At 73.5% G+C, this 12,343-nt stretch carries 14 protein-coding genes; 3 read left to right on the top strand and 11 right to left on the bottom strand.

Annotated features, from left to right (window positions below):
* Positions 1-18: 18 nt before the first annotated feature.
* Both ACE3UN_RS10250 and ACE3UN_RS10245 read left to right on the top strand, forming a co-directional pair.
* The gene (locus ACE3UN_RS10250) at positions 19-606 is read left to right on the top strand and encodes a helix-turn-helix domain-containing protein (RefSeq protein ID WP_374674838.1); all 588 of its coding nucleotides are present in this window, start codon (positions 19-21) and stop codon (positions 604-606) included.
* On the top strand, positions 603-1,145 hold the full coding sequence (locus ACE3UN_RS10245) for an N-acetyltransferase family protein (RefSeq protein ID WP_374674837.1): 543 nt from the start codon (positions 603-605) through the stop codon (positions 1,143-1,145). Before ACE3UN_RS10250 ends, ACE3UN_RS10245 begins: the two co-directional genes overlap by 4 nt.
* Here the strand turns inward: ACE3UN_RS10245 and ACE3UN_RS10240 are convergent.
* The 5 genes from ACE3UN_RS10240 to ACE3UN_RS10220 all read right to left on the bottom strand — a co-directional run bounded on the left by ACE3UN_RS10240 (position 1,092) and on the right by ACE3UN_RS10220 (position 3,976).
* Positions 1,092-1,283, bottom strand: coding sequence for a hypothetical protein (locus tag ACE3UN_RS10240; RefSeq protein WP_374674836.1), 192 nt, complete (start codon positions 1,281-1,283; stop codon positions 1,092-1,094). The genes ACE3UN_RS10245 and ACE3UN_RS10240 overlap by 54 nt on opposite strands.
* Positions 1,284-1,319: 36 nt before the next feature.
* On the bottom strand, positions 1,320-1,757 hold the full coding sequence (locus tag ACE3UN_RS10235; RefSeq protein ID WP_374674835.1) for a BON domain-containing protein: 438 nt from the start codon (positions 1,755-1,757) through the stop codon (positions 1,320-1,322).
* 57 nt (positions 1,758-1,814) lie between these two features.
* Positions 1,815-2,192, bottom strand: coding sequence for a hypothetical protein (locus ACE3UN_RS10230; protein ID WP_374674834.1), 378 nt, complete (start codon positions 2,190-2,192; stop codon positions 1,815-1,817).
* Positions 2,193-2,240: 48 nt separating this feature from the next.
* Entirely contained in the window at positions 2,241-2,405 is a 165-nt protein-coding gene (locus ACE3UN_RS10225; protein ID WP_374674833.1) for a DUF1328 domain-containing protein, read from the bottom strand.
* Between the two features lie 137 nt (positions 2,406-2,542).
* On the bottom strand, positions 2,543-3,976 hold the full coding sequence (locus ACE3UN_RS10220; RefSeq protein ID WP_374674832.1) for a CHASE3 domain-containing protein: 1,434 nt from the start codon (positions 3,974-3,976) through the stop codon (positions 2,543-2,545).
* Between the two features lie 88 nt (positions 3,977-4,064).
* Here ACE3UN_RS10220 and ACE3UN_RS10215 point away from each other — a divergent pair, with 88 nt between their 5' ends.
* The gene (locus ACE3UN_RS10215; protein WP_374674831.1) at positions 4,065-4,697 is read left to right on the top strand and encodes a response regulator; all 633 of its coding nucleotides are present in this window, start codon (positions 4,065-4,067) and stop codon (positions 4,695-4,697) included.
* Here the strand turns inward: ACE3UN_RS10215 and ACE3UN_RS10210 are convergent.
* From ACE3UN_RS10210 to ACE3UN_RS10185, 6 genes are all read right to left on the bottom strand, one after another.
* Positions 4,687-7,350 carry an AsmA family protein gene (locus tag ACE3UN_RS10210; protein WP_374674830.1) on the bottom strand — a complete coding sequence of 888 codons (2,664 nt, stop codon included), beginning with the start codon at positions 7,348-7,350 and terminating at the stop codon, positions 4,687-4,689. The genes ACE3UN_RS10215 and ACE3UN_RS10210 overlap by 11 nt on opposite strands.
* Before the next feature lie 16 nt (positions 7,351-7,366).
* Positions 7,367-7,786 (bottom strand): thrombospondin type 3 repeat-containing protein, encoded by a 420-nt coding sequence (locus tag ACE3UN_RS10205; protein WP_374674829.1) that lies wholly within the window; start codon positions 7,784-7,786, stop codon positions 7,367-7,369.
* Between the two features lie 127 nt (positions 7,787-7,913).
* Complete coding sequence (msbA, locus tag ACE3UN_RS10200; protein ID WP_374674828.1) at positions 7,914-9,680, bottom strand: lipid A export permease/ATP-binding protein MsbA; 1,767 nt, start codon at positions 9,678-9,680, stop codon at positions 7,914-7,916.
* Positions 9,677-10,351, bottom strand: coding sequence for a tyrosine-protein phosphatase (locus tag ACE3UN_RS10195; RefSeq protein ID WP_374674827.1), 675 nt, complete (start codon positions 10,349-10,351; stop codon positions 9,677-9,679). Before ACE3UN_RS10195 ends, msbA begins: the two co-directional genes overlap by 4 nt.
* Before the next feature lie 95 nt (positions 10,352-10,446).
* Positions 10,447-10,848 carry a hypothetical protein gene (locus ACE3UN_RS10190; protein ID WP_374674826.1) on the bottom strand — a complete coding sequence of 134 codons (402 nt, stop codon included), beginning with the start codon at positions 10,846-10,848 and terminating at the stop codon, positions 10,447-10,449.
* Positions 10,849-10,976: 128 nt separating this feature from the next.
* Entirely contained in the window at positions 10,977-12,263 is a 1,287-nt protein-coding gene (locus ACE3UN_RS10185; RefSeq protein ID WP_374674825.1) for an NAD(P)/FAD-dependent oxidoreductase, read from the bottom strand.
* Between the last annotated feature and the right edge of the window lie 80 nt (positions 12,264-12,343).

The following is a 12,343-nucleotide window of genomic DNA, read 5'->3' as shown; positions in this document are numbered from 1 at the left end:
TCCAGTAAACTGGACGGCATGGACCTGAACCAACGCATCGGCCAGCGCGTGAAGCAGCTGCGTGACACGTCCGGGCTCTCGCTGGAGGCCCTGGCCGAGTCCAGCGGCGTGAGCCGCAGCAACATCTCGCTCATCGAGCGCGGCCAGAGCAGCCCCACGGCCGTGGTGCTGGACAGGCTCTCGGGTGCGCTGGGCGTCACCGTGGCCTCGCTGTTCGAGCCGGCCCAGCCGGCGGCGGTGCCGTCGCCGCTGCTGCGCGTGCACGAGCAGCCGCTCTGGCAGGACCCCGCCACGGGCTATGTGCGGCGCAACGTGTCGCCGGTCGTGGGCGCGCCGCTTCAGCTGGTGGACGTGCTGTTCCCCGCCGGCCAGCGCATCGCCTACGACCAGCTCGCCCGGCCGGCGCCGGTGCGCCAGCAGGTCTGGATGATCGACGGCCGCATGGACATCCGCATGGGCGACGCGCTGTGGCGGCTGGAGCCCGGCGACTGCCTGGCGATGACGCTGGACCATGCCATCGTCTTCCACAACCCCGGCCCGGGCACGGCGCGCTACCTCGTGGCGCTGGTCACGCTGCCGGCCGCTTCGCGAAAGGCCGGCGCATGAACGCCCTGCATCCGCTGTCGATCGAGATCCGGCGCGCCGATGCGCTGAAGGCCCGCGCCTGGCGCGACGACCTGGCCGACGTGCTGCTGGACTGCGTGGCCGGGGGCGCCTCGGTCAGCTTCATGGCGGGGCTGAGCCGCGCGCAGGCGCTGGCGTTCTGGGAGGGCGTGGCGCAGGGCGTGACACGCGGCGAGCGTGTCCTGCTGGTGGCGGTCGAGGGCGCCACCGGCGCCGTGGTGGGCACGGCGCAGCTGGTGCTGGCCATGCCGGACAACCAGCCCCATCGTGCCGAGGTGGCCAAGGTGCTGGTGCACCGGCGCGCCCGGCGCCAAGGCGTGGCCGAGGGCCTGATGCGGGCGGTGGAGCAGGCGGCCACGCAAGCGGGGCGCGATGTGCTGGTGCTGGACACCGTCACCGGCGGTGATGCGGAGCGCCTCTACGCACGCTGCGGATGGCAGCGAGTGGGCGAGGTGCCGCGCTACGCCTTACTGCCCGACGGCCGCGTCTGCGGCACCACCTTCTTCTTCAAGCAGCTGTGACACCAGCGGCCCCACCAGCTCGTCGGCCACGGCCGGCGAGCTGGCATTGAACGCATCGGCTTCCGCCGGCTGCACCAGGGTCATGGCCACGCTGAGCAGCGTGACGACGACGTAGAACGTGGCGGGCAGGCGTCGCATGGTGGTTCTCCCGGGGGCGCTGGGTCAGGCGGGCGTTCAGCGGCCCAGCTGCAGCTGGTTGTCCACGCCCTTCACGCCTTCGACGGCCTGGGCGAGCTCGGTGGCGCGGTCACGCGCCTGCGCGTCGGGGGCGGTGCCGCTCAGGCTGACGCGGCCCTGCTCGGTGTCCACGTCGATCTTCATGGCGCTGAGCTTGGGGTCGCCCGCGAACGCAGCATTGACCTTGGCGGTGATGCCGGCGTCGTCCATGGTGTTGGCCATGTTCGCGGTGGCGTTCTCCACCTTGTCGCCGGCCCGGTCCATGGCGGCGGAAGCGTCGGCACGCGCCTCGGCCGTCTCCTGCTTGGTCTCGGCGACGGCGGCGTCCAGCTTCTCGCCGGCGGTGCGGTCGTCACGGCTGTCGCAGCCGACGATCATGAAGGCGCTCAGGGCGGCCGCCATCCAGCAGGCGGTGGTGCGGTGGGTGGTGTTCATGGCAGGTCCTCTCGTGGTTGTGGGCAGGTGGGCCGGCGGGGCAGGGCCCCGCGGCGGTCAGTAGGGGGGGTGCTGGCGCGAACGCGACAGCCAGCCGGCCAGCAGCGCGACGGCGGCGCCGGCGGCGACGGCGATCAGCAGCGACTTCACCGGCTCATGGGCCACGTAGCCCAGCGTGCGGTCGCGCGCCAGGTGGGCGCTGTCGCTCACCCGGTGGCCAGCCTCGCGGGCGCGGTCCACACCACGGCGGGTGATGGCCTCCATCTGCGCCGCGGCGCGGCTGAAGGCGTTGGGCGCGGCGTGCAGCAGGTCGTCCGCGCCGTGGTGCAGCGTGTCGACCGCGGCGTGCATGCGCTCGCGGGCATGGTCGGCGCGCTCGGCCAGCCGGTCGGCCACGGCCTGGGCGGTGTCATGGGCGGAAGCGGTCTTTTGCATGGTGGTTCCTTTTTCTGTGGGCGAACGGTGGAGGAGGAGCGGTCGCGCTCAGGGACGGCGCAGCCGGCCCCACAGGAACGACGCCACGGCCATCACCACGAAGACGATGGCGAGCACCTTGGCGATGCTGGCGGCGCCGGCGGCCAGGCCGCCGAAACCGAGCAGCGCCGCGATCAGCGCGATGACGAGAAAGACGACGGCGTAATGCAGCATGAACGGGCTCCTCAGTGGTGACACGGCATCTGGCGTGCCGCGATGGAAGCCACTGTAGGAAGGCCATCGCCCGGCCGACAGCGGCACACGGCGCGGCTCGCTGTAGTCGGCGCGGGCACCCTGCCGTAGGACGCGGCCTACGCCGCGCCCTGGGCGGCGCCGTCGGCCGGCGCGTCGGTGGCATCGGTGGCGGCCGGCGGGGCGTCCGGGGCGTCCAGCGGCAGCCAGGCCGTGAGCGTGGTGCCCTCGCCGGGCGTGGAGGCCACGTCCAGCCGGCCGCGCTCGGCCTCGACGCGAAAGCGCATGCCCAACAGGCCGTGGCTGCCGCGCAGCGTGCGGCTCACCCGAAAACCCACGCCGTCGTCGGCCACCTGCACACGCGCCTCGTCGCCCTCCGCGCCGAGTTGCACGCGCACCTGCTTCGCCTGCGCGTACTTGGCGATGTTGGTGAGCGATTCCTGCACCAGGCGGAACACGACCAGGTCGGCCCCCGGCGGCAGCCGCACCGGCGCCAGCTCGGTGTGGATGGGCACGCCCATGCGCTCGGCCGACTCGCTGCACAGGATCTCCAGCGCCGGCACCAGGCCCAGGCTGTTCAGCGTGGAGGGCCGCAGGTCCTCGATGATGCGGCGCTTCAGCGCGATGCCGCTGTTCAGCGCCTCCACCAGGTGCGCCAGCCGCGGCTGCAGGTCGGGCGCGGCCTGCAACAGCCGCGGTCGGATGCGCGCCACGTCCAGCTTGGCGGCGGTGAGCAAGGCGCCCAGCTCGTCGTGCAGCTCGCGCGCCAGGCGGGCGCGCTCGTCCTCGCGCGCGGTCTGCAGGTGGCGGGCCAGTTCGGTGAGGTCGGCGGTGCGTTCGCTCACCTCGCGTTCCAGGCGGTCGCGCTCGGCCTGCACCTCGGCCTGGCGTTCGGCCAGCTGGCGGTCGAGCTGGCGCTCCTTGCGCAGAAAGGCCGCCAGCACGATGAGGCCGAGGCCGGTGAGGCCCGCCACACCCAGGCGGTGCCAGAGCAGGGTGTCGTACACGCCGGCCTGCGCCTCGGCGCTGGCCAGGGTCTGCTCACGCAGCAGTGCATCGACCTCGCGCCGCAGCTGGTCCATCTGGTCGCGGCCGATGCCGGTGCGCACCATCTCCAGCGCGGTCTCGCGCGCGCCGCTGGCGTCCAGCCGCAGCACCTCCTCCATCTCGCTCATCTTGGCGATCACCAGCGCGGAGATGCGGCGGCGGTGCACCTCGGCGCCGCTGTCGCCGCTCTCGCGGTAAAGCGTCTCCAGCCGCGCCAGGCCGTCGAACACGTCGGCGCGGGCCGACTGGTAGGGCGCCAGGTACTCGGGCCCGCGCGTGAGCAGGTAGCCGCGCTCGCCGGATTCGGCATCCGTCACGCGGCGCAGCACGCGCAGCAGCTCGAAGCGTGCCTGGTCCATGGACGACAGGCGGGCGAGCCGCGAGCTGGCGCCGTGGTAGGCCAGCTCGCTCACCGCAATGAGCAGGCCGGCCACCAGGGCGGCCAGGGGCAGGGCAAGCACCTTGTAGCGGCGGCGCTCGAGCCAGGAGGGAATGCGACGTGCCATGCCGGGCGCCCACGGCAATCGGCGGGCCTGCCCGGGCACGGCACTTGCCGACGCAGGCGCTGCTTCCGGCCAACGCACAAGGCTTCCCATGATCAGAATCGGCATCGTCGACGACCACGTCATCGTCCGCACGGGGCTCCGTCAGTTCTTCTCCGAGCAGGTGGACCTGCGGGTCACCGGGGAGGCGGCCAACGGCCGCGAGGCCCTGGACCTGGTGCGCAAGGGCGAGGTCGACGTGCTGGTGATGGACCTGTCCATGCCCGACCAGAGCGGCGTCGATGCCCTGGCGGCGATCAAGGCGCGCGAGCCCGACCTGCCGGTGCTCATCCTCTCGGGCTTTCCCGAGGCGCACTACGCGACGACGCTGCTGCGCCAGGGCGCCAGCGGCTACCTGAACAAGGAGTGCGACCCGGAGGAGATCGTCAGCGCCATCCGCACGGTGTACCGCGGCCGCAAGTACATCACCCCCGCGGTGGCCGAGCTCCTGGCCGACACGCTGGGCGGCAACCCCGACAAGCTGCCGCACGAGCAGCTGTCGGAGCGCGAGTTCCAGGTGTTCCTGCGCCTGGCCAAGGGCGAGACCATCGGCCACATGGCGGACTCGATGGCGCTGTCGGTGAAGACCGTGAGCACCTACCGCACGCGCGTGATGGAGAAGATGAAGCTCAGCTCGAACAGCGACCTGACCTACTACGCGCTGAAGAACGGCCTCATCCAGTGAGGCCGGTGGGGCCCGTGCCCAGGGTCTCGCAGTAGGCGATCAGCTCCTCCAGCTCGGCCGACTTGTCGAACACACGGTCCGCGCCCAGCTCGGCGCAGCGCTTGCGCATGTCCGGCGTGGCGTAGTTGGTCAGCACGACGAGCCGGGTGCCCGGGCGCAGCTGCCGCGCCTGGCGCAGCACCTCCAGGCCCGTGCCCTGGCGCAGGAAGATGTCGATGATCATGAGGTCGCACGCGGCGCCTTCCTGGCGCAGCCACTGCACGGCGCTGCGTTCGTCCTCGGCCGTGCCCACCACGTCCACCGCCAGCAGCTCCTCCAGCGTGGCCACGAGGTTCTGCCGGATCACCGGGCTGTCCTCGACCAGGAAGCAGCGCAGCGTCGCCGCCGCCGTCTGGGGCGGCGCCAGGGCGGCGATGTCGACGCGGACGGGCGGAGTCGAGGACATGGGCGGTGGGCGTCGCAGCGGCGAGGGGGTGCGATCGATTATCGGCATGGTGCACAGGTGTGAGGCGTGCGTGCAAGAGTGGGATTGCTGTCGGACACGTCCTACACGGCGCCGCGTCAGGTGCCGCGCGCCGGTGGCCGGGGGGGTGGCGGCCGGCGCGGCGGCGCCGCCGGACGGCGGGGCGCCCAGCCGGGACATGAGGGCGCGGCAGCCCGCGGCGCGCTGGTCCGCGGCGTCGCTGCCCGTGTCCACCAGGGGCAGCAGGGCGGCCAGGGGGTTCACCAGGCCGAGCAGCAGCGAGGGCACCAGGCGCCGCGCCAGCGGCCCCTTGTCCAGCGACAGCTGCGGGTCGCCCAGCGTGCCGCGCACATGCACGGGGGTGCGCAGCGCCAGCGGGCTCACGTCCTTGGGGGCGGAGCGCAGGGTGAGGTCCATCGCCTCGGTGGCCAGCGACAGCTGGCCGGTGCCCCACAGCGTGGAGTCGGGCGTGTCCACGACCAGCAGGTTGGGCACCACCACCCCCCGCTGCACGCGCAGGTCGGCCGCGCCGCAGCGCACGGGCAGCCCCTGGTCGCCGCGCAGCAGCACGCCCACGGCCTGGGCCACGTCGATGCCGGCGCCTTCGACCACCAGGTGCGACAGCGTGCCGCGCGTCCACACCAGCCGTGCGTCGCCCTGCGCCTGCGACAGCAGCTGGGCGATCGAGCGGCCAGGGCCCTGCAGGGCCACCTTGGCGTCCAGCTCGCCCGTCACGTAGGGCGGCTGGCCGTCGTCGCGCGGCTGGGCGATCCACTCTTCCAGGCGCAGGTCGCGCGCATGCAGGTCCATGGTCCAGTGGGCCTGGGCCGGCCGGCTGTCGAGCGTGATGCGGCCGGTCACGCGGCCGCGCGCCAGCGTGGCGTCCAGGTCCTCCAGCGTCAGCACGCGGTCGACCAGCCGCAGGCGGCCGCGCACCGGCTGCAGCGCCTGCAGGCGCGGATGGCCGAGCTCCAGCCGACCCAGCGCGATGCGCACGTCCGCCTCCATGGCCGCCAGCGAGGGCAGGTCGAGCGGCCGGTCGGGCAGCACGCGTCCACCGTCGGCATCCGTCGCCTCGCGCGCGGCCGCCGCGCCGACCGGCCGGGGCGCGGGCGGCGCGCCCGGCGCGGCGGTGGTGCCGATGGCGGGCCCCAGGTCCTGCAGCACCAGGGCGGGGCCGCGCAGCTCGCCCGTCAGCACCGGCACCGCGCCCGCGCGGCGCTCGAACACGAACTCACCGGCCAGCTGGCTGCGCCCGATGCGTGCGTTCTCCACGGCCGTGGTCCAGCGCTCGCCGCGGCGCACCAGCTCACCGCTCATCGTGAACGAGGGGGTGGTGGGCAAGGTGACGCCCAGCGGCTCGCCCACCGCGGCCAGCGAGGGCCCGCTGAGCTTGTAGCGCCCCTGCAACGCACCCAGCGAAGGCAGGCGGTCCACCTGTCCTTCGAAGCGCAGGGCCGCCTGGCCGGCGCTGCCCTCCAGCCGCAGGGGCACGGGCGGCAGCTGGCTCGGGTCCAGCTCGGCCATGACCGGGCCGGTGGTCATCTGCACGGTCAGCGGCGCGTCGCGGTAGCGGCCGCGGGCCTCCGCGCGCCAGCCCGGCTGGCCTTTCCAGGTGTCGGGCAGGTAGGCGAATCGGCCTTCCAGCTGCACCGCGGCGGCGGCATCGGCCAGGCGCAATTGGCCGTCGCGCACCTGCAGCGACTCGAACTGCACGCCCGCGATGGCCGGCGCGCCACTGTCCGCGCCGCGGCTGCCTTCCCCCAGGTGCCAGCTGGCGCGGCCATCGGCCCGGCGCTCCAGCGCCAGGCGCAGACCATCGGCGCGCAGGTCCGCCACGCGCAGCATGCGGCCATCGCGCGCGGCCAGCAGGTCACGCCAGCGCAGGTGCAGCACCACCTGGCGGGCCTGCATCACCGGCCCCATGCGGCTCCAGTCGGCGTTCGCCACTTCCAGCGCATCCACGCGCAGGCGCAGGCCGCCCAGCAGGCGCAGGTGGAAGCCGGCGGAGGCCGGCGCCGCCGCCTCACCCGCGCCGAACTGCACGGTGCGCTCCAGCCGGCCGGTCAGCCACCGCTCGGCGGGGGCCGCCAGGAACGGCCAGCCACGCCATTCGGCCAGGCCGAAGGCGGCCACCAGCAGCCCGGCGGCGCCGAGCGCCAGCGCTGCGCCGCGCTTCAGGCGTGCCATGGCCGGCCCCGGACCGTCAGCGGCCCACGTTGGGATGGCGGTCGTGGCGGTTGTTCACGCCGTCGCCGTCGCGGTCACGGTCCCAGGCGTTGTTCACGCCGTCGCCGTCCTTGTCGTGGCGCGCCCAGCGGCCGGCGGTGAACACCCATTGGCCGTCGCGCTGCACCCAGCGCGGCTGCTGGTAGACATGCCCGGCGCGCACGGGCTGGAAGCTGCCGGCGACCCACACGTGCTGGTTGCCACGCCAGGCCCAGTAGCCGGGCGCCCAGACGTGGCCCGGGCGCGGGGGCGGCACGGGCTCCACGCGCGGGGCGGGCGGCGGCACGCGCAGCACCAGGTCCACGTCCACCTGTGCGGCGGCCGGCAGGCTCAGGCCCATCAGGGGGGCGGCCACGGCCAGGGCCAGGGGCAGGGCAAGCAGTCGGGTGCGGGTCATGGCGGTCCTTTCGCTGCCCGCGGACACGCGGGCCATGCCGCCATGCTCGCCGTGCCGGGTGGTGCGGCCCATCGGACGCGCGAGCATCGCCGTGTAGGCGGATGCCTGCACGCGGTGCGCCCGCGCCTCAGCCGGCCTCGTCGAACTGCGCGCGGTGCAGGCGCGCATAGTGGCCGCCGTGCGCGAGCAGCTCGGCATGGCGCCCCTGCTCGACGATGCGGCCCTGGTCCATCACGACGATGAGGTCGGCATGCTCGATCGTGGACATGCGGTGCGCGATGACCAGCGTGGTGCGGCCGCGCACGAGGGTGCGCAGCGCCTGCTGCACCTGGCGCTCGCTCTCGTTGTCGAGCGCGGAGGTGGCCTCGTCCAGGATGAGCAGCGGTGCGTCCTTGAGGAAGGCGCGTGCGATGGCGATGCGCTGGCGCTGGCCGCCGGAGAGCGACACGCCGTTCTCGCCGCAGGGGGTGTCCAGCCCCTGCGGCGTGCGCTCGATGAACTCCCAGGCGTGCGCGGCGCGGGCGGCCTGCTCGATGGCCTCGCGCGGCACGTCGGGCCGGCCATAGGCGATGTTGGCGGCCAGCGTGTCGTCGAACAGCACCACCTGCTGGCCCACGAGTGCGAGGTGGGCCCGCCAGTCGGCCAGCGGGAGGGCGTCGATCGGCGTGTCGCCCCAGAGGATCTGGCCCTCGCCCGGCGCGTAGAAGCGCGCCAGCAGGTGCGTGACGGTGGTCTTGCCGCTGCCCGACGCGCCCACCAGCGCCACCGTGGCGCCGGCCGGGACCACGAGATCGAAGTCCGCCAGGGCCGCACGCTCCTGGCCAGGGTAGTGGAACCCCACCTGGCGGAACCGCAGCGGGCGCGGCTCGCGGGCCGCCGCGCGCGCCGGCGCGGGCGCGGCGCCGGCCGCGCTGGACGAGGTGTCGGGCTCCAGCGGCTCGTCGAGCAGGCCGAAGATGCTCTCGGCCGAGGCCAGGCCGGCCTGGATGGTGCCGTTCACGTTGGTGAGCCGGCGGATCGGCTCGAACAGCATGGACATGGCGGTCACGAAGCCGAAGAACTCGCCCGGCGTGAGCAGGTTGCGCGAGGACAGCGTGGTGACGAACAGGATCATCCCGGACACCGCCACGGCGGCCAGCACCTGCACCAGCGGCACGTTGGCCGCCTGGACGCGGATGGTGCGCATGGTGGCGCGGCGCAGGCGTTCGGCCAGGGCGTTGAAGCGCTCGGCCTCGTAGCGGCGCGCGCCGAAGACCTTGATCTCCTTCACGCCCACCAGCGACGACTCCACCTGGCCGGTCATCAGCCCGGCCAGCTGCTGCATCTCGCGGTTGGAGCCGCGCAGCTTGCGGCTGGCCACCCGGATGACCACGGCCACCAGCGGCCCCACCACCACCAGCATCAGCGCCAGCTGCCAGGCGGTGTAGAGCAGGTAGCCCACCAGGCCGACGACGAACAGCGAATCGCGCACCACCACGATCCACGCGCTGGAGATGGACTGGCCCACCTGCGGGATGTCGTACAGCACGCGCGAGAGCATGCGGCCGTGGGTCTGTGCCTGGTGGGCGGCCAGCGGCAGGCCCGTCTGGTGGTCGAACACCTGCTGCCGCAGGTCGGCGATGGCGCGCTGCGCCACCCACTGGCTGGCCACGCTGGCGGCGTACTCGGCGACGCCCTTGCCCAGGAACACGGCCATCATGAGCAAGGGCACCTGCCAGCCGGCGGTGGGGTCCTTGCCGATGAGGGCCTCGTCGGTCAGCCGCTTCAGCAGCGCCGGCAGCATGGGCTCCAGCACGGCGGCCGTCACCATGGCCAGCAGCGACACCGCGACCACGCGGCGGTACGGCCGGGCATAGCCCAGCAGGCGGCGGTAGGTGCCCCAGGCGGCCTTCATTCGCGGTGCAGCAGCTTGTCGATGATCCAGTCGCCCACGCCGTTCTCGCGCCGCTGGCGGTTGAAGGCCTGGTGCAGCGTGCGCTTGTCGTAGCGTTGGCGCACCCAGTCGATGAACGGGATCGGCTCGCGCGCGTTGTCCTGCAGGTAGCGGTCGAAGAAGTAGTCCAGCACCGCCGTCTTGCCGAAGTTGAAGTGGCCGAAGCGCCAGTTCAGCTCGCGCCTGGCCTCAGCGATGGGCACGCCCATGCGGAAGTGGCGGTACAGCACGCTGGCGATGCCCGCGCGGTCGGCGCCGGACTTGCAGTGCAGCAGGGCCGGGTACTCGATGCTGTCGAACAGCTGCCGCGTGGCCTCCACCGTCTCGGGCGAGGGCGGCTGGCGCGAGAACATGCGGTGGTCGACCAGCCGGATGCCCAGCTCGCGGCAGGTCTCCACCTCCATCGGGTAGGAACCGTAGCCGTGGTCGCCACGCAGGTTGACGATGGTGCGGATGCCCAGCCGCCGGTGGTAGGCGCGGATCTGCGCAGGGCTCGGCTGCGAGAGCCGGTACATGCCGCCGCCCAGGTCGTGGAAGTTGTTGTAGACCGCCCGCACGAAGCCGTGGTCCACCAGGTGCATGTCCAGCCAGGCCCACAGGCGGCCGAGGCGGGAGGAGAGGTCGTGCGGCATCGGCGCGGGGCCCGGGCGATCAAACCCCGCATTTTAGGTGCCGACGGCCGCCGGCGCCTCGCGGCGGCGGCGGCCCGGAAGGCGCGGCGAAGGCCTTAGTTGCGGTCCGCACGCGGGGCCAGCGAGCCGTCCGCGCTCGTGTCGGCGCTGGTCGTGGCGCTGCCCGTGGTGGCGGAACCGGTCAGGCTGGCGTCGCGGTCGGCCTGCGGCGAGGTGGTCACGTCCATGGCGCCGTTCGAGGCGTTGCGGCCTGCGTCGGCGTCCACGCCCGGCACGCCCTGGGCGCGTTCGGTGTTGGCCCGGTTCACGTCGATGGCGCCGTCGGCGTTGCGGCCGACGTTCACGTCCACATCGGGCACGCCCTTGTCCATTTCGGACTGGGTCGTCGTGGTGGTCGTGGAGGTGGTCGAGCTGTCCGTGGTGGACTGGGCGTACAGGCCCACGGTACCGGCGGCGAGGGCGGCGGCCAGGGCGGCTTGCAGGGTGCGCTTGTTCATGTGGAATCTCCTTGTCGGGTGGATCGGTTGTCGGGCCGCTGCGGGCCTCATCGACGGGATCCATGGTGCGCGCCCGGGCGGCCGCCGCGTGTCGGACAGGACCGACGGCGCGCGTCGGCCGGCGCCGGTCAATGCAGCTTCAGCCGCCCCGACACGCGCCGCTGCAGCAGCCGCGCCATCGCCAGCACGAAGGTGCCGCCCACGCCCAGGATGGCGCGGTGGTGCATCAGGTGCAGCGACATGTACATCCACTTGGCGATCAGGCCCTCGACGAAGAAGTTGCGGCCGGCCAGGCCGCCCATGAGGTTGCCCACGCCCTTGTTGTCGCCCAGCGAGACCAGCGAGCCGAAGTCGCGGTAGGTGAACGGCCGCTCGGCCGGCGCACGTTCGTGCAGCAGGGCCAGCAGGCGCGTGGCGAGGTAGTCCGCCTGCTGGTGCGCGGCCTGGGCGCGCGCAGGCACGGTCTTGTCGGCGCTCCAGGGGCAGGCCGCGCAGTCGCCGAGGGCGTACACGCCCTCGGCGGAGGTGGCCAGCCGGTCGTCCACCACGAACTGGTTGGCCCGGTTCGTGGCCAGCCCCAGCGAGGGGTTGTTCGGCGCGGCCTGGATGCCGGCGGCCCAGACGATGAGGTCCGCCAGGATGTCGCCCTGCGACTCGGTGACCAGGCGGTCCGGCTGCACCGCCTGCACGCGGGTGCGCGTGAGCACGCGCACCTGCTTGCGCTGCAAGGCCGTCTGCGCCTGGGCCGAGATGCGCTCCGGCAGGCCGGCCAGGATGCGCGGGGCGGCTTCCACCAGCGTCAGGTCGAGCCGGAAGGCCTGCTCAGGGTCCAGGCTGGCCAGGGTCTCCTGGTGCGCCTCGATGAGCTCGGCCGCCAGCTCCACGCCGGTGGCGCCGCCGCCCACGATGGCGATGCCCAGGCGCTTGTCGGCGGCGAAGGCGCTGCGCGTGAAGGCCGCCTGCAGGTGGCGGCGGAAGCGCTCCGCGTCGGCCGCCTGCTCCAGCACGTAGGCATGCTCGGCGCCCGGCGTGCCGAAGAAGTTCGAGCCGCTGCCCATGGCCAGCACCAGCCAGCGGTAGCTCAGCGTGCGCTCGGGCACCAGCAGGCGGCCCTGCTCGTCGTGGATGGCGCCCAGGCGCAGGGTGCGTGCCTGCGGGTCCAGGGCGCGCAGCTCGCCCAGCGTGAAGCCGAAGTGGTTGCGCCGGGCCAGCACGGTGTAGCTCAGGCCCTCCTGGTGCGCGTCCAGCGTGCCCGCGGCCACCTCGTGCAGCGTGGGCTTCCAGATGTGGAACACCGAGCGGTCCACCAGTAGCACGCGCCGCGGGCCGTGCCGCCGCCCGAGGCGCCGCCCCAGCCGCGCGGCCAGCTCCAGGCCGCCCGCGCCGCCCCCCACCACCACCACGTCATGGTGCATACCGTGTCCTCGTCCCGTCTGCCTCCGCGGGATCCTACCCTGCGGCTTCGGGTTTGCCCGGAGGCGGCTCGCGCGGCAGG

Source organism: Ideonella sp. (assembly GCF_041918995.1).
GTDB lineage: Bacteria > Pseudomonadota > Gammaproteobacteria > Burkholderiales > Burkholderiaceae_C > Ideonella.
The sequence above is the reverse complement of the archived record's forward strand: the minus strand, read 5'-3'. Positions and strand labels throughout refer to the sequence as shown.

What these genes read in the sequence shown, in the direction of transcription:
- ACE3UN_RS10195 (WP_374674827.1), bottom strand. Translation starts at nt 10,351, where the DNA reads ATGCCGCACGACCTCTCCTCCCGCCTCGGCCGCCTGTGGGCCTGGCTG.
- ACE3UN_RS10240 (WP_374674836.1), bottom strand. Translation starts at nt 1,283, where the DNA reads ATGCGACGCCTGCCCGCCACGTTCTACGTCGTCGTCACGCTGCTCAGC.
- ACE3UN_RS10185 (WP_374674825.1), bottom strand. Translation starts at nt 12,263, where the DNA reads ATGCACCATGACGTGGTGGTGGTGGGGGGCGGCGCGGGCGGCCTGGAG.
- ACE3UN_RS10230 (WP_374674834.1), bottom strand. Translation starts at nt 2,192, where the DNA reads ATGCAAAAGACCGCTTCCGCCCATGACACCGCCCAGGCCGTGGCCGAC.
- ACE3UN_RS10190 (WP_374674826.1), bottom strand. Translation starts at nt 10,848, where the DNA reads ATGAACAAGCGCACCCTGCAAGCCGCCCTGGCCGCCGCCCTCGCCGCC.
- ACE3UN_RS10220 (WP_374674832.1), bottom strand. Translation starts at nt 3,976, where the DNA reads ATGGCACGTCGCATTCCCTCCTGGCTCGAGCGCCGCCGCTACAAGGTG.
- ACE3UN_RS10210 (WP_374674830.1), bottom strand. Translation starts at nt 7,350, where the DNA reads ATGGCACGCCTGAAGCGCGGCGCAGCGCTGGCGCTCGGCGCCGCCGGG.
- ACE3UN_RS10245 (WP_374674837.1), top strand. Translation starts at nt 603, where the DNA reads ATGAACGCCCTGCATCCGCTGTCGATCGAGATCCGGCGCGCCGATGCG.
- ACE3UN_RS10225 (WP_374674833.1), bottom strand. Translation starts at nt 2,405, where the DNA reads ATGCTGCATTACGCCGTCGTCTTTCTCGTCATCGCGCTGATCGCGGCG.
- msbA (WP_374674828.1), bottom strand. Translation starts at nt 9,680, where the DNA reads ATGAAGGCCGCCTGGGGCACCTACCGCCGCCTGCTGGGCTATGCCCGG.
- ACE3UN_RS10235 (WP_374674835.1), bottom strand. Translation starts at nt 1,757, where the DNA reads ATGAACACCACCCACCGCACCACCGCCTGCTGGATGGCGGCCGCCCTG.
- ACE3UN_RS10250 (WP_374674838.1), top strand. Translation starts at nt 19, where the DNA reads ATGGACCTGAACCAACGCATCGGCCAGCGCGTGAAGCAGCTGCGTGAC.
- ACE3UN_RS10205 (WP_374674829.1), bottom strand. Translation starts at nt 7,786, where the DNA reads ATGACCCGCACCCGACTGCTTGCCCTGCCCCTGGCCCTGGCCGTGGCC.
- ACE3UN_RS10215 (WP_374674831.1), top strand. Translation starts at nt 4,065, where the DNA reads ATGATCAGAATCGGCATCGTCGACGACCACGTCATCGTCCGCACGGGG.